12 protein-coding genes are annotated in these 15,767 nt (G+C 66.6%); 7 read left to right on the top strand and 5 right to left on the bottom strand.

Features of this window, described 5'->3' with window-relative positions:
* Nucleotides 1–10 precede the first annotated feature (10 nt).
* The 3 genes from G3O06_RS02590 to G3O06_RS02580 are packed head-to-tail and all read right to left on the bottom strand — an operon-like array spanning nucleotide 11 to nucleotide 4,216.
* Nucleotides 11–1,474, bottom strand: coding sequence for an NAD(P)/FAD-dependent oxidoreductase (locus G3O06_RS02590; protein ID WP_205814855.1), 1,464 nt, complete (start codon nucleotides 1,472–1,474; stop codon nucleotides 11–13).
* A 52-nt stretch (nucleotides 1,475–1,526) separates the two neighbouring features.
* Nucleotides 1,527–2,693: an iron-containing alcohol dehydrogenase gene (locus tag G3O06_RS02585; RefSeq protein ID WP_205814854.1), complete on the bottom strand. Its 1,167-nt coding sequence runs from the start codon at nucleotides 2,691–2,693 to the stop codon at nucleotides 1,527–1,529.
* A gap of 29 nt (nucleotides 2,694–2,722) precedes the next feature.
* A complete protein-coding gene (locus tag G3O06_RS02580) occupies nucleotides 2,723–4,216 on the bottom strand; it encodes an NAD-dependent succinate-semialdehyde dehydrogenase (protein ID WP_205814926.1) in 1,494 nt (497 codons plus the stop codon).
* A 1,113-nt stretch (nucleotides 4,217–5,329) separates the two neighbouring features.
* Here G3O06_RS02580 and G3O06_RS02575 point away from each other — a divergent pair.
* Genes G3O06_RS02575 through G3O06_RS02565 form a run of 3 tightly spaced genes read left to right on the top strand, consistent with a single transcriptional unit; the run spans nucleotide 5,330 to nucleotide 8,653 of the window.
* The gene (locus tag G3O06_RS02575; RefSeq protein WP_205814853.1) at nucleotides 5,330–6,730 is read left to right on the top strand and encodes a zinc ribbon domain-containing protein; all 1,401 of its coding nucleotides are present in this window, start codon (nucleotides 5,330–5,332) and stop codon (nucleotides 6,728–6,730) included.
* Nucleotides 6,731–6,749: 19 nt separating this feature from the next.
* Nucleotides 6,750–7,433: a hypothetical protein gene (locus G3O06_RS02570; protein WP_241019465.1), complete on the top strand. Its 684-nt coding sequence runs from the start codon at nucleotides 6,750–6,752 to the stop codon at nucleotides 7,431–7,433.
* Nucleotides 7,434–7,462: 29 nt separating this feature from the next.
* Nucleotides 7,463–8,653, top strand: coding sequence for a hypothetical protein (locus G3O06_RS02565; RefSeq protein ID WP_205814851.1), 1,191 nt, complete (start codon nucleotides 7,463–7,465; stop codon nucleotides 8,651–8,653).
* A 223-nt stretch (nucleotides 8,654–8,876) separates the two neighbouring features.
* Here G3O06_RS02565 and G3O06_RS02560 read toward each other — a convergent pair whose 3' ends face one another.
* On the bottom strand, nucleotides 8,877–9,491 hold the full coding sequence (locus G3O06_RS02560; RefSeq protein WP_205814850.1) for a pyridoxamine 5'-phosphate oxidase family protein: 615 nt from the start codon (nucleotides 9,489–9,491) through the stop codon (nucleotides 8,877–8,879).
* Nucleotides 9,492–9,583: 92 nt separating this feature from the next.
* Nucleotides 9,584–10,891, bottom strand: a complete 1,308-nt coding sequence (locus G3O06_RS02555) for an NtaA/DmoA family FMN-dependent monooxygenase (protein ID WP_205814849.1) — start codon at nucleotides 10,889–10,891, stop codon at nucleotides 9,584–9,586.
* A gap of 325 nt (nucleotides 10,892–11,216) precedes the next feature.
* Between G3O06_RS02555 and G3O06_RS02550 the strand changes: the two genes are divergently transcribed.
* From G3O06_RS02550 to G3O06_RS02535, 4 genes are all read left to right on the top strand, one after another.
* The gene (locus G3O06_RS02550; protein ID WP_205814848.1) at nucleotides 11,217–12,368 is read left to right on the top strand and encodes an MsnO8 family LLM class oxidoreductase; all 1,152 of its coding nucleotides are present in this window, start codon (nucleotides 11,217–11,219) and stop codon (nucleotides 12,366–12,368) included.
* Nucleotides 12,365–12,940, top strand: a complete 576-nt coding sequence (locus tag G3O06_RS02545) for a GNAT family N-acetyltransferase (protein ID WP_205814847.1) — start codon at nucleotides 12,365–12,367, stop codon at nucleotides 12,938–12,940. Before G3O06_RS02550 ends, G3O06_RS02545 begins: the two co-directional genes overlap by 4 nt.
* A gap of 92 nt (nucleotides 12,941–13,032) precedes the next feature.
* Nucleotides 13,033–14,673, top strand: a complete 1,641-nt coding sequence (locus tag G3O06_RS02540) for an ABC transporter substrate-binding protein (protein ID WP_205814846.1) — start codon at nucleotides 13,033–13,035, stop codon at nucleotides 14,671–14,673.
* Nucleotides 14,674–14,726: 53 nt separating this feature from the next.
* Nucleotides 14,727–15,755: an ABC transporter permease gene (locus tag G3O06_RS02535; RefSeq protein WP_205814845.1), complete on the top strand. Its 1,029-nt coding sequence runs from the start codon at nucleotides 14,727–14,729 to the stop codon at nucleotides 15,753–15,755.
* Nucleotides 15,756–15,767: the final 12 nt, after the last annotated feature.

The raw sequence follows: 15,767 nt of genomic DNA, 5'->3' as shown, positions 1-15,767 counted from the left end.
GCCTCTCCGCTCAGATCGCAGCGAACACGCTTTGATCCCATTGCGTCGCGGCGCGGTACTCGTCCACCGTGCCCGGCCAGTTGTTGATCACCTTGCCTTGCGCGTTCTTGTACCAGCTCGAGCAGCCCGCCGAAAACGCCGAACCGATCATCGCCGATTGCAGCTTGCCGTTGTATTCGTCGAATACGGCCCTGTCGACGTCGACTGCCTTCACGCCGGCCGAAGCCATGCCGCCGATCGCGTCGATGATGTAGTTCTGCTGGATCTCGAGCATCGACACGATGGAGTTGTGGTTCAGGTTCGTGTTCGGCCCGTACAGCATGAACATGTTCGGAAAGCCCGGCACGGTCATGCCCAGATAGGCTTCCGGGCCGTCTTCCCACGCCTGGGCCAACGTGCGGTCCGTTCCGCGAACCTGCAGGCTGCCCTGGAAAGCCTGGCTCTCGAATCCGGTTCCGAACACGACCACGTCGAACGGGAGCAGACGGCCGTCCCGGGTCACGATGCCCTCGTCGACGAACGATTCCACCCCCGCCGTCTCCAGCGCGACGTTGTCGCGCATGAGCGCCGGATAGTAGTCGTCCGATCGCAGAATCCGTTTGCACGCGTATTCATAATCCGGCGTCAGCTGCTCGCGCAGTACCGGGTCGGGCACCTGGCGATGAAGGTGTGCCAACGCGAGACTCTTGCCTTCCACCTGTGCGTTGGAACCCATCCGTGTACGCTCGAACCCGGACTCGCGGAAAGCGTGCAGCGATTTCCTGCTTTCTTCGAAGAGATGGGGCTCGCGCTCGTATGTATCGAGCTGCTCCGTCGAGAAGACGATCTGGTTGCGCGGCATGATCCAGTTCGCGCTTCGCTGGAATACCGTCAGGTGATCGACCTTCGGCGCGATGAGCGGCACATACTGCACGGCGCTGGCGGCGTTTCCGATGCTTGCCACGCGCTTGCCGCTCAAGTCCACGTCGTGCCGCCACTCGGCGGAGTGGAAATAGTCCCCGTTGAAATCCGCCAGGCCGCGCACCGACGGAATCATCGGACGGTTCAGCTGCCCCCACGCCGGCACAAAGAAGCGAGCGGTCATCCGGGAACCGTCGTTCAGCTCGAACCGCCAGAGGCTTGCGCCGGCATCCCAGTCGGCACCGCGAATCTCGCTGTTGAAACGCAGGTGTTCCGTCAGGCCGAACCGCGTGGCAAGCGATTTCAAATAATGCAGCAGCTCGTTCCGGCCGGCATACATGGCGCTCACGCGCAAATGCGGATGGAAGCTGTAGCAATACAGGTGCGATTCTGTATCGCATGCCGCGCCGGGATACGAATTGTCCAGCCAGACGCCACCGAGATCGGGACGCTTCTCCAGCACGACAAAGTCGTCGATGCCCGCGATTTTCATGCGGGCGGCCATGCCGAGGCCTCCGAAGCCTGCACCCAAGATAACGACCTCGTGGTGCTCAATCCTTTCTACATTGTTCACGGTGCACTCTCTATATCAACGTTACGGCGACTACGGATTTTCCGGCGTCGGTTCAATAGGCCTGTTCATACAAACGCAATGCGTCCGACTCCGTGACAACGACCGGATTGTTCAACAGCAAGCGCTGCTGCTTCATCGCATCTGCCGCCAGGGTTGGCAGGCTCGAATGGGTGACACCCACGTCGCGGAGACGACGCGGCGCGCCGGATCGGTCCATCAGGTCTTCCATGAATCCGATGAACGCGGCCGTGCGCTCCGTGGCGTCGCCTTTTCCACCCGCGCCTACGACGTCTGCCAGTTCCGAATATTGCGAAGCGGCCGCTGCGGCGTTGAAGCGCAGCACGGGGGCGAGCATCAATGCGTTGGACAAGCCATGCGGGATATGGAAATGGCCACCCAACGGATACGCCAGCGCATGGACCGCGGCCACCGGGGCATTGGCGAAGGCCTGCCCGGCCAGCGTGGCGCCCAGCAGCATTGCTTCACGTGCGCGCCGATCTTCCCCGTTTTCGCAAGCCGGGATCAGGTTGCTCACCAGCAATCGCAATGCCTCACGCGCGAGGGCGTCGGAGATGGCATTCTTCTTGTGCTTGCTGGTATAGGCCTCGATCGCGTGAACCATTGCGTCGATGCCCGTTGCAGCGGTATGGCTGCGTGGCAGACCGACCGTCAGCTCGGCGTCCAGGATCACTTTGTCGGCATACAGCTGACGTGCGACGATTCCCATCTTGGTTGTTTCGTTAACCGAAACGATTGAAATGTTGGTGACTTCCGACCCGGTGCCCGCCGTTGTAGGAATTTGCACCAAAGGCAGGCGCGCGCCCCGAACGTTGCCAATTCCGTACATTTCCGCGAGCGACTGCTGCGAGACAGTGAGCACGGCGGCCAGTTTTGCGATGTCCATCGACGAGCCGCCGCCGAGGCCAATGACGATGTCCGCCTCTGCACTGCGCGCGAACTCGACGCAACGCGAGACGACGATCTCCGGCGGGTCGGCCACGACCTCGTCGAAAACCGCCACACGGAATCCCTCGGCCACCAACGACGCTTTCGCCGGCTCCAGCACGCCGGCCTTGTGCAGTCCGGCGTCGGTAACGATCAGGACGTGACGGCGCTCCGTCCATGCCGCCATCACCTGACCCAAGCGGCGCGCACAACCCCATTCCTGGAGAATGGACGGAACAGTTTCGAAGAGCATCGACTGCGGGGAGATTTCCATTGACGTTTCCTTGATGCAGACGTTGGCAGTTAGACCTGGGTGCACATGTACTTGATTTCCAGGTATTCCTCGATGCCAAAACGGGAACCCTCCCGGCCAAGGCCCGATTGCTTGACTCCGCCGAACGGCGCGACCTCGTTGGAAATCACGCCGGTATTCAGGCCGACCATGCCGTACTCGAGTGCCTCACCCACACGCCAGATGCGGCCGTGGTCGCGTGTATAGAGATAGGCGGCGAGCCCGTACTCGGTGTCGTTGGCCATCGCGATCGCTTCTGCTTCATCCTCGAAGCGGAACACCGGGCCGACGGGCCCGAAGAGTTCCTCGCGCGCGAGACGCATGGCCGGCGTCGCATCGGCGATGACGGTCGGCTCGAAGAACGTGCCCCCAAGCTGATGGCCTTTCCCGCCCGTGACGATTCGTGCACCCTTGCTTACGGCATCGTCGATCAGCTGATTCAGGTGGTCACAGGCGGACTTCTGGATCAGCGGCCCCTGCTGCACCCCCGGTTCGACGCCGTTTCCTACCTTGAGTGCCTCGACACGCCGGGCGAGCGCGTCGACGAAGCGGTCGTGAATGCCTGCCTGGACGAGAAAGCGATTGGCGCACACACAGGTCTGGCCGCTATTCCGGTACTTCGACGCCATCGCACCTTCGATCGCCGCGTCGAGGTCCGCATCGTCGAACACGATGAAAGGTGCGTTGCCGCCGAGTTCGAGAGAGAGTCGCTTGATCGTCCCGGACGATTGACTCATGAGCACGCGGCCGACTTCGGTCGAACCGGTAAACGAAAGCTTGCGCACGATCGGGCTGGCCGTGAGCACTGCGCCGATCTCGCGCGACGGGCCGCACACCACTTGAAGGACGCCCGCCGGAATGCCCGCTCGCTCGGCCAGGACGGCAAGCGCAAGCGCCGTCAGCGGTGTCAGGTCCGCCGGGCGCACGATGATGGAGCAACCCGCAGCCAGTGCCGGTGCAACCTTGCGTGTGATCATCGCGGCAGGAAAATTCCACGGCGTGATCGCGGCACACACGCCGATCGGCTGACGAATGACGACGATGCGCTTGTCACCTTGCGGGTGAGGAATGACGTCGCCGTATACGCGCTTCGCTTCTTCGGCGAACCACTCCACGAAAGAAGCGGCATACATGATTTCGCCGCGGGCCTCCGCCAGCGGCTTGCCCTGCTCCGACGTCATGATCAATGCGAGGTCGTCGGCATTCGCCACGATCAAGTCGTACCAGGCGCGCAGTATCTTCGCGCGCTCGTGGCTGGTCCGTTTCTGCCAGCCTTGTTGTGCGAGCGCCGACGATGCAATGGCTTGCTCCACCGCTGCGGCGCCGAGGCTGGCCACGCGGGCCAGGATGTCACCCGTGGCCGGATTCGTGACGGGAAACGAGCGGCCGTCCGTACCCTCCTCCCATCCCGACGCAAGCCACGCACGCGTCTCCAGCAAGGAGCCGTCTCGCAGTTGGGCGCGCAGCGCCGAGGGGTCAATCGCTTGATTCTTCCTGCTGTGCATCTCATCCACGAGCAACGTCTCCAGAAATTCTTGTTTTTTCAACCCAGGCGCTTTCAGCCGACAGGCAAAAACCGCCCATGCGTCGATACGCGAACGCCTGCTCCATCGCTCAAGATTTCGCCTGACTTCAGGTAGTCGGCGTGGGCCAATGGCTCCGCCACGCAGAAGTCTTCGCAAAACGTTGCCCACCCTGGGAAAGTCCGCGCTTGGGCGGTGACTTCCAATTGGGGATGAAACAGACATGTAGATCATTTGACATGGTCATTTGACCATAAACCATTTTCCGCGGCAACTCAGTAGTTGCACGGGCTGTCGGTGGTTCGTTGGAAGATGGTCACGCAAGGTTGTGACGGTCAGACGAGTGATCGCTCCGGGGCCCGCACCGGCAAGGAGCGCCCGACGGACGGTGTCGGCACCGTATTGAGCAAAGGCGACGCTGCCTGCTTTGAGAGGTGGGCGGACATTTGCACGGCGAGTGCGGCAGTTCGATGTCCAGGTGAATCAGATCGCGGGATGGAAGCTCCAGTTGCCGTGCGCGTGCCAAAACGACCGATCAAGAGATGGCAGTGTATGGCATGACGTCCGCCGCAATCGGGTACGTGCTGGTGAGCGCTCGTGCGCCAACCGGGTGGCCACGGCGATGAATCCACCATCAGGCTGGCGACAGTGCGTGCGGGTGCGTGCGATTAAGGTTTGCACGCGAAAACACGGTCCGTCACGCGATTCGCGGATGGCAGAACCCCGTAATTTCAGTGTAATATCCGCTGCAGAAGACCATTTGTATTATCAATTGAAATAATGAAAACAGTCAGCCGGATTCAATCTGGCGACTGAAACGGGGAAAGCTTGAACTCGCCATTCAATACCGGGGCATCCGGATCCATTGGGCCGTGCGTGCCAATTCACGTCGGCCGGATCTCTTCTTCTCTACGCCGGCACTTCCCGCGCGGCCGACCCAATTCCGCCTGATATCCCGCGCTGAGCGGCCCGCTCCGCGTCGCTTGCCTTCGTAGCACGCGGCCGGTACGCCGCCATCCCGCGATTCGGACAAACGTGCGCATGCCCGCACGGCGTCGTCACGTCGATCGATCAAAAGAAGAGGATTACTGAATTATGACTGCGTGCACCCACTGCGGAACCGATCTGCCCGGCGGGCTGAAGTTCTGCAAGCAATGCGGAACACCGGTTGCGGCCATCCGGCCCGAAGCGGCCGGCACACCGTGCCGGGGCTGCGACGCCGTCCTGACGCCGAACCAGCGTTTCTGCAACAAGTGCGGGACGCCCGTTGCATCGGCCATTGACGCCGGCGCGATCGAGGTCGAGGCGCCCTCGCCGCCGGTCGAAGCAACGCCGCAACCCGGATACGCGGCCGCGGATTCGTTGCACGAGCCTGCGTACCGCACCGCCGACGGATGCGGTACGCAAACGGACATCGTCGCCGAATCACCGGCAGCGAACACCATTCCGAAAGACATCGCGCACGTCGCGGACATCGCCGATACGGTAACGGGTCGCGTGAGCGCGCCGCTCCAATCGCACGACACGGCAGCCACCGCAACGTACGCGGCAGCGGCAGACGATCGCGGCGACGCGGTCGCTGCGTCGCATGTCTCGCCCGTCGTCACGGATGTGCAGCCCGCGCCTGCGGGCGCATCGGCACACACCGACACGGCACTCGCCGCCGCCGAAATGCATGCCGTCGAAGCGGTTACCGAGCCTCACGACGTACCGGATGCCGATGCGCCGCCGGCATCGGCCCCGTCCATGCGCCCCGAATCCGGCGCGGTGCCCCGGCCGATACCGCAGGCCGCCACGACGAACGACGATACGTCGTCAAAACTCAGGATCATCGCAGCCGGCGTCGCAGTCGCCGTCGCCTGCGCGGGCGGCGCATTCTGGTGGCACGGCCGCCAGGCGAGCGCGCCCGCGATGCCCGAATCGGCCGCCGCATCCATGGTTCCGGCCGTCACGGCCAACGCCGCATCGGACATCGCGGGACCGGGCTCCGTCACCGCCAGCGCGGTCGTTGCAACGACGCCGGCCGACGCACCGGCATCCGCGCCGATCGATACGGCCACCGCCGCCATGACCTCGCCCGCGTCGGGCCCGGCCGTCGTCACGAATGTCGCGACGGCTCCGGTGCCCGCGACGCCACCGGCGTCGAACGCGCCGCCCGCATCCGCGAACGCGCAGCAGCCGTCGCCCTTCGCGAAACTGCAGGACGACACGCCCGCGCCGACCGCACCCGCCGCCATCGCGGAGGCACCGCGCAGCAAACCGCATCCGACACCGCCGGTCCGCCCGTCCACGGCGGCCAACCCTGCCGCGCCCGCCGTCGACGGCCTGCTGAAACGCGCGCAGGGCGACCTGTCGCGCGGCCAGTACGACAAGGCCATCGCGACAGCGGAAAGCATCCTTGCGATCGAGCCCGGCAACCGTCCGGCGAAGACACTGATCGACAAGGCGAAGGCGCGGCAGATGGATGCACTGCGCAACAACAGCACACTTGAATGAAGCGCCGGAGAACACCGACATGACAATCCAGAAAACCCTCGCCGCGGCCTGCGCGGTCACCTTGCTCGCCAGCGGCTGCGCCACCCAGAACGGCACCGGCGGGATCTCGTCCGAATCCGTGCTGCGCTGTACCGCGCTCGGCGCCGGCGGCGCACTGGTCGGCGCGCTGATCGGCGGCACCAAGGGCGCGATCGGCGGCGCGGTGGCCGGGCTCGCTGCCTGCGCCGTGATCGAAGTGGCGACGCGGCAGACCAAGACGGCGGCCGAAGTCGATCGCGATTACCGCGCGAACAACCGCAACAACCTGCCGCCCTACGCGAAGATCGATGCGTACAACACGGTCGTGACGCCGCGCTCCGCCGTCAAGACCGGCGAGCCGATCAAGCTGGCCTCGCAGATTCGCGCGGTGTCCGGCACGAACGAGCCCGTCCAGGAAGTCAAGGAAGTCGTGACCGTTTACGCGCCGTCGGGCGAGCAGTTCAAGCGCGGCGAGAAGATCGTCAACGCGACGCCCGGCAGCGGCGAATTCGACAACAGCTTCACGCTGAAACTGCCGTCGGGTGCGCCGCAAGGCACGTACACGCTGAAAAGCCAGGTCTACCTGAACGGCAAGCCGGGCTCGGTCCGGCAATCCAGCATCCAGCTCGCCCAGGTCGACGGCGTCACCGTCGTCGCGCTGCTCGACGCCCCCGCCGCGCACTGACCGGCCCGCACCTGCAAGGAGATTCAACGATGTCAATGCTCGATCAAGCCCCCGTGTCAGGGAAGTTCGGACTGCTGCGCGCCGCCGAGGCGGTCACGAACTGGCGCGCACTCGCGATGTGCGCTTTCGCGATCGTCGCCAGCATGCTGATGGGCATGCTCACGATCCAGGTACTCCGTTCCAGCCCCGTGCTCGGCCTGCTGTTCGTCATCGCGACCTTCGCGGTCTCGCTGATCGGCTATTCCGCGGTCGGTATCGTGCTGATGCGCGATGCGCAGGGCGAGTCGGTCGGATTCGTCGACGCGCTGCTGCAGGCGACGTTCAGCGTCCACCGTCTCGTCGGGATCGGCGTGCTGCTCGCGGTCGGCTGGGTCCTGCTGCTGCTCGCGCTGCTGATCGTGTTCCTGGTCTGCAAGATCCCGGGCGTCGGCCCGCTGCTCTATGCGATCGCGTATCCGGTCGCGGCGATCGTCGCGGGCGCGATCTTCGCCGGCATGTGGTACGTCGGCTATCCGCTTGCCGCACCCGCCATCTGGCAGGGCAACTCGACGCTGCAGACCGCCGCGCGATTGCTGCAGATCGGCCGTCGTCAACTGCTGAGCGTGATCGTCAGGATGTTCGGGCTGCTGCTGCTCGTCGGCGTCCTGTCCGCGGTCGTGTTCGGCATTCTCGGCACGGGCGCCGCGATCGCATCGTCGATCTCGGCAGCAACCGGCACCAGCCCGCTGGGCGGCCTGATGGGTACGCTCGGCGGCCTGGGCGGCCTGGGCCGGCACGCCAGCGCCTACGGCCTTGGTGTGGATGCTGCGGAAGGCGGGTTCGACTACCGCAGCATGGCCTATCTGGGCGCGTACGGCTTCGGCAACGGCCTGCTGTTCGCGATCGGCCTCGTGATTCCGTTCCTGACGTTCGTCAACGGCACGTGCCTCATCTATCTGCAGACGGTCAGCGGCGTCGATTTCTCCGCGACGGAAGAGCAGCTGAGCCAGCACGTCGCGGACGCGAAACGCCATGCCGAACAGGCACGCGAGCGCGCCGCCGATCACCTCGCGAAAGCACGCGGCTCGCACGCCGCCAGCACAGCGGGCACGGCGTCACTGCCGGCGTCGGATACGGCATCACCCGCGGCGGACGCTGCCACGGCGTGCGCGCAGTGCCACAAGCCGATGGCCGCCGACGACCTGTTCTGCGGCGAATGCGGTGCGCGCCGTCACGCGTGACGGCTGCATGACCGCGCATCAACGCGCGGCCCGCGGCCAGGTATCGCCGCGGGTCGCGGGTTTCGGGCAAACCACATGCACTTGCCGGCGGCTGAAGTAGCTGTTCCCGGCCTCCGCAGCCGGTTCTCCTACGACTTCAGTTGTTCAATGCGATCGTGAAATGCGACACACGATCCGTGCGTGCGATCTGCGCCGATGCGCGCGCAGATCGCCCCTTCCGCACTCAGTACAGCCCGGCGACCGTGCGCGCCGGGAGATCGCGATCGTACGACTCGCCATCGAACGTGCCGCCGCTCAGCCGCCGATGCATCGCACCCGCGCTCGGCAGCCGGTCACGTTCGATCCGCGCGTCCGGATCCCAAAGACGCGAACGCACGATCGCCTTCGAGCAATGGAAATAGGCCGCATCGATGTAGATCAGCACCACCGTGCGCGGCGTTTTCCCTTCGACGGCAAAGCGCGCGAGCAGGCCGGGCTCGGCGCTGATCGTCGCGCGGCCATTCACGCGCAACATCTCGCCGACGCCGGGAATCAGGAACAGCAGCGATACGCGCGGATCGGCCACGATGTTGTGCAGCGTATCGATCCGGTTGTTGCCCGGCCGATCCGGCAGCGCGAGCGTTTTCGGATCGACGATCGACACGAATCCCGCGCGATCGCCGCGTGGTGAAGCATCGGTGCCGTGCGGCCCGACCGACGACAGCGTGACGAACGGCGACGCGCGCACGAACGCCTGGTAGTCGTCGTTCAGGTGGTCGATTTCCTTCCGCAGCGCACGTTCGTGCGGGGTCCCGTAGATCGCCTCGAGTTGCGCGATGGTCGTGATCTCGTGATTCACATCAGCATCCTTGCGTCGACGTTGCGGCGCGAGGACGAAACGGGGCGCCGTCCCGCCATCGTATACACGTCGTCCGCTCGCCGCTTACCGGTTCATGCCGTCGCGGTCTCGCTGCGCAGGGCCGGCAATTCCAGATTCGCGCGGAAATCGTCGCCGTGATAGTCGGTATCGAGCAGATCGCGCCTGCGCAATTCGGGCAGCAAGCCGTTGAGCAGCAGGTCCTCCTGGTCGGGCTGGCCGAGCCCGTGCAGCGACAGCACGTCGACGAGCCCCGCGCGATAACGCGTTTCGATCGCATCGGCGAGCTGTTCGGGTGTGCCGGCGACGAACCAGTGGCCGGTTTCCTGTGCGCGGATGATCAGTTCGCGCAACGTCAGGCGCTGCCGCGCATAGCCAACGAAGATCGCGACGCGGCCGCGCCGGCGATGCACGCTGTCGATCGCCGGCAGCATCGATCCCGGCAACGGCTGGTCGAGCGGCAGGTCGCGCAGGTCGACGCCGCCACCGAGCATGTCGGCGAGCTTCAGCCGGCCCTGCTCGTAATCGATGCGTTCGTGCTTGTCGCGCAGCCGCCGCGCGACGTCGGCGTCGGATTCGCCGATCACCGAGTGGAACGAGTTCATCACGAGCGGCAGCCGCCCCGCCCGGCCGAATGCGGCCGCCTGCCGGTGCAGTTCGTCGACGAACGTACGTGCATCTTCGAGCGTCGGCTGCGACGTGTAGACGACTTCCGCAAACCGCGCGCCGAGCGTCACGCCGCTCGCCGACTGCCCCGCCTGAAACAGCACGGGGCGCCGCTGCGGCGAAGGCGGCACATTCAGCGGCCCCTGCACCTGGAAGTGCGCGCCACGGTAATCGATCGGCCCGAGCTTGCGCGGATCGACCGACACGCCGCCGCTCGGCGTGCGTCGCACCGCGTCGGGATCGTTCGCGTCGAACAGCGCGTTGACGACTTCGACGAATTCGGCCGCACGCGCATAGCGCTGTTCCGGGTCGGGCAACGCAGTGTCGCCGAAATTTTCCTCGCCGACCGACGACGTCACCGCGTTCCACGCGGCGCGGCCGCCGCTCACGTGATCGAGCGTGCCGATCAACCGCGCGAGGTTGTACGGGTGGTGATACGTGGTCGACACCGTCGCGACGAGCCCGATCGCCGACGTCGCCTGGCTCAGCGCGGCCAGCGCGACGATCGGCTCCTGGCTGCCGGTGCCGCCGGCGAGCCCGGCCGGATCGGCCTGCAACAGGTCGGCCGTGAAGAGGCCGGTGATCTTCTCGGCTTCCGCCTTGCGCGCGAGCGCCGCCGCGCGACGGATGCCTTGCGCGGCGTTCGCGTCGCCCGGCGCAGCCAGCACGCTCGCGGCGCCGACGAGCGTCTTCAGCCGTCTGCGTGTGTCGCTCATGATGTGGCTCCGGCCTGCGCCGCATGTCGATTGGCCGACGCGTCTCGCTCGTTCATCCGTGTTCCCCATGTTTCCGGTTGATCGGCGGACCCGCGCCGGCACCGCGCAGCCAGCGGTGTGCGCCGGGTCGCTCGGCAGGGTCCATGCGCACGCCGCAAGGCGCGCAGCCATCGACCATAACGCAGGGCACCCGGTGGGCCGGAACGAATATTTTCGGCTTTCGATATTCTTCTTGATTGTTTGACCGTGCGAACGGCGGCGAAAAATAATCCGGCATGCCTAACCAGTTGATCGTGCCGCTTCGAACCGCGCCGGTCGCATGCTCATGACGTCCGACGCCCTTCATTCCGCCGCAGCGCTGCCCGCCCTTCCGTTTCGCCTGAGCGTGCTCGACAAGAGCCCCGTCGCACCGGGCGAAGCCGCCGTGGACGCACTCGCGCGCAGCGTGTCGCTCGCGCGCTTCGCCGACGATGCGGGTTATCACCGCTACTGGCTCGCCGAGCACCACAACACGGCCGCGCTCGCGTGCCCGTCGCCGGAAATCCTGATCGCGCATGTGCTCGCACACACGCGGCGAATTCGCGTCGGATCGGGCGGTGTGATGCTGCAGCACTACAGCCCGTACAAGATCGCCGAGAACTTCAACCTGCTCGCGACGCTTGCGCCCGATCGCGTCGATCTCGGCATCGGCAAGGCGCCGGGCGGGCTGCCATTGTCGACGCGCGCGCTGCAGGCCGGCTACGACCCGGCGCGGCGCGCGTCGTTCGCTGATCTCGCGGCAGAGTTGAACCGCCATCTGCAGGGCGACGGCACATCACCGGACGACACGGGGCACGAAGCCGCCACGCTGCACGCGACACCGCTTCCGCCCGCCGCCGCACAGCCGTTCCTGCTCGGCGCGAGCGCCGAAAGCGCGGCGCTGGCGGCGCAGCTTGGCTGGGCGTTCGTCTATGCGTCGCACCTCAATGCCTCCACCGCCGATCTGGAACGCAGCTTCGACGCGTACCGCCACGCATCCGGCGGCCGCACGCCGCTGCTCGCCGTATCGGTGATCGTCGCCGCCACGCGCGACGCCGCCGCCCGGCTCGCGAGCGGGCATCAGGGCTTTCGCGTGCAAGTGGGCGACACGCCGGCGGTCAACGTCGGCAGTCTCGAACAGGCGCACGCGTACATCCGCCAGGCGGGCGATGGCCCGCACCGGATCGACGCGCGCGAGACGCGGATCGTGCACGGCACGCGCGACGATGTGCTGCGCGAACTCGACACGCTGCATCGCCGCTACGGGATCGCGGAATTCGTCGTCGACACGCCGCTTGCCGATGCTGCGCCGAGGATTGCGTCGCTGCGGCTGCTGGCCGGTGCGTCGGCAGACGCCAGCGACCCCGTGGCATTGCAACGCGCGACGGAAAAACCGCCACAGACGCCGCACGTCTCCGCCGTCGCGCGTCAACCCGACCTCGAAGGCGCAACGCAATGACCGATACGATCCGCATTGCCGGCGCCGACGACGTGCCGGCCCTTTATGCGTTGCTGCAGGACGCGTATGCGCCGCTCGTGCCGCAGGGCGTGCACTTCAACATCATTCGCTCGCCGATCGAGCACGTCGCGCAGACGGTTGCGCGCGAAACGACCTTCGTGCTCGAACGCGCGGACGCCGACGGCCGCCGCGCGCCTGCCGCGACGCTGACCGTACGGTTCCCGTGGGTGTCCGGCGAGCGCCACCGTACGCCGTATCCGTTCCTGCACTGGTTCGCGGTCGCCCCCGCATTCAAGCGGCAGGGACTCGGTGTCGCACTGCTCGGCCACGTCGAAACGCAGTTCCTGACCGAACAGGTCAAGGCGCCCGCGACCTATCTCGCGACCGCGACCAATCATCCATGGCTGCAGCCGTACTACGAGCGGCAAGGCTATGTCGCGTTCGACCGCTCGACGAACACGCTCGGCACGCCGCTCGTCTGGCTGAGAAAGATCCTGATCCCGGATCTCTACCGGGAACCGCCGGCGGCAGATGCCGCTCCGGACGCCGGGCGTCTTCGCGCGAGCGCATGACGCGCCACGCGCTCCGTTCCGGTAGCCGCGTCACGCCCCGCTTCTCCGTGCCCTGTTCCACCCGCTACACCACTCGTGAAGGATTGCCCCGCATGACATTCGCTTTTCCGGATTCCGCTCACCGCGCGTCGCGCCGCACGGCATCGGCCGCGCTGCTGCTCGCACTCGCGTTGCCGCACGCGGCGTTTGCCCAGGGCACGCCCGTCACCGGCGGCACGCTGACCTGGGGCGTCGAAAGCGAGCCGCGCACGCTGAATCCTCAATTGAACGGCCAGGACAAGGTCGAGCTGCTGCTGCGCAACGTGTACGAAAGCCTGCTCGCGCGCAAGCCGGACGGCAGCTTCGTGCCGTGGCTCGCGACCGGCTACAAGGTGTCGGCCGACGGCAAGACCTACACGTTCACGCTGCGCGACGGCGTGAAGTTCAGCGACGGCGCGCCGCTCGACGCGCAGGCCGTCGCGCGCAACTTCCTGAACGCACGCAATCCGGCGTATTCGGGCGGCAGCCAGCTCGCGGGGCAGATCCTGCACGTCGCGGACGTGAAGACGCCTGACGCACGCACCGTCGTGATCACGCTCGACGCGCCGTATGCGCCATTCCTGACCTTTGCCGGCCGGTTCGCGCTACTGTCGCCGAACGCGTTCGACCGGCCGGGCCTGAAGTCGGGCGGCACCGATATCGCCGGCACCGGCCCGTTCATCCTGCGCCGCTACGTGAAAGGGCAGGAAATCGAATTCGCGAAGAACCCCGACTATCGCTGGGCGCCGCCGACGGCGGGCCACCAGGGCCCTGCATACCTCGACCGGATCGTCTACCGGTTCCTGCCGGAGTCGTCGGTACGCACCGGCGCGCTGCTGTCCGGCCAGGTCGACGTGATCGAGGGCGTATCCGGCAACGACGCGGCGCTGATCCGCAAGAATCCGGACTTCACCTACCAGCACGCGCTGAACACCGGCACGCCGTACTCGCTGTTCCTGAACGTCGGCTACGGCCCCACGCAGGACGTGAAGGTGCGCCGCGCGCTGCTCGAAGGGCTCGACGCGACCGGCATCGTGCAGTCGATCTATCGCGGCGAACGCACACGCGCGTGGGGCATCACGTCGCCGATCGACCCGCTCTACGATGCGCGCATCGAGAAGACCTACGGCAACAACCCGAAGCTTGCCAACCAATTGCTCGACGAGGCCGGCTGGAGCGCACGCGACAGCGGCGGCTACCGCACGAAAAACGGCGAGCGCCTGACGATCGCGGTGATCCAGGCGCAGGCGACCGTGCGCGACCAGCGCGACGTGCTGCTGCAGGCGCTGCAGGCCCAGGCGCGGCAGCGGCTCGGCGTCGACCTGAAGATCCAGTACGTCGACGACGGCACGTACGTCGAGGCGCGCAAGACCGGCAAGTTCGGCTCGATCGCGAATTCGAACACGCCGCCGGACGGCATCGACATCGAAGGCCACTACCTGCCCATCGATCGCGGCGGCGCGCTGAACTACAGCCGCGCGGCGGCGCCGGAACTGACGCGCTGGCTGCAGGCGGCCGCGCGCACGCAGAACGTCACCGAGCGCAAGACGCTGTACGGCGAGCTGCAGCACTTCGCGATCAACGAGCAGGCATACGCGGTGCCGCTGTACGAGCCGGAGGACCAGATCGCCGCCGCGAAGGCCGTCCAGGGCCTGCGCTTCCGCCCGTTCGCGCAGATGCCCGAGAACCCGTACGACGTGTGGGTGAAGAAGTAAGCGAGTCAGCCACACCGGTCCGCCGCGCGCGGCACCGGCAGGAGAAGCCGAGCATGAACCATCCGAGCGCCGTACCCGTTTCCGTTCATGACGCCGCGTCGCCCACGCCCGCCGCGCCGCCCGCATCGTCACCGGCCGCGTGGCGACGCTGGCTGCACTCACCTGTGGCGACGCGGCTCGCCACCGGCGTACTCGTGCTGTGGGCCGCGGTCACGCTGTCGTTCGCGGCCGTGCATCTCGCACCCGGCGACATCGTCAGCATCCTGATCGGCGAGCAGCTGAGCACACCGCAGATCGAAGCCGCGATCCGCCAGGAATGGGGGCTCGACGAGCCGCTGCCGCTGCAGTACCTGCACTACCTGTGGCGGGTGCTGCACGGCGACTTCGGCCGCTCTTACATCCTGAACACCGACGTCGCGCCGCTCGTGATCGGTCAGCTGTGGCCGACGCTGAAGCTGACGGGCGCGGCTCTCGTCGTGACGCTCGTGTTCGCGGTCGGCCTCGCGGTGCTGACGGCCGGCCGCCGCTGGGCCGGGCGGGCCGCGTCCGGCGTCGAGCTGCTGCTCGCGTCGACGCCGTCGTTCTGGCTCGGGATCATGCTGCTGTTCGTGTTCAGCTTCACGCTGAAGCTGTTCCCGGTCGCCGGCGATCGCGGCTTCGCGTCGCTCGTGCTGCCGGCGCTGTCGCTCGGGCTCGCACAGGGCGCGGTGATCGGCCGCGTGCTGCGCCAGGGCATCGAGCGCGCGCTCGACGAGCCGTATGCGCTGACGGTGCGCTCGTGGGGCATCGGCGGGCTCGCGCTGCGCGTGCGTCATGCACTGCGCCACGCGGCGCTGCCGGCCGTCACGCTCGCCGGCTGGCTCGTCGGCGGGCTGCTGAGCGGCGCGGTGATCACCGAGCAGGTATTCGGCCGGCCCGGGCTCGGCAAGATCACCGTCGACGCGGTGCTGTCGAAGGACATGCCGGTGATCCTCGCGATCGCGATCCTGTCGGCGGCGATCTATGTCGCGCTCAGCACGGCGGTCGACCTGCTCTACCTCCTCATCGATCCCCGCCTGCGCGACCGCCGCGCGCGGCATTGAACCGGAGAATCC

Origin of the sequence: Burkholderia sp. Ac-20345 (assembly GCF_017104825.1) — a bacterium.
Taxonomy (GTDB): domain Bacteria; phylum Pseudomonadota; class Gammaproteobacteria; order Burkholderiales; family Burkholderiaceae; genus Burkholderia; species Burkholderia lata_B.
The sequence above is the reverse complement of the archived record's forward strand: the minus strand, read 5'-3'. Positions and strand labels throughout refer to the sequence as shown.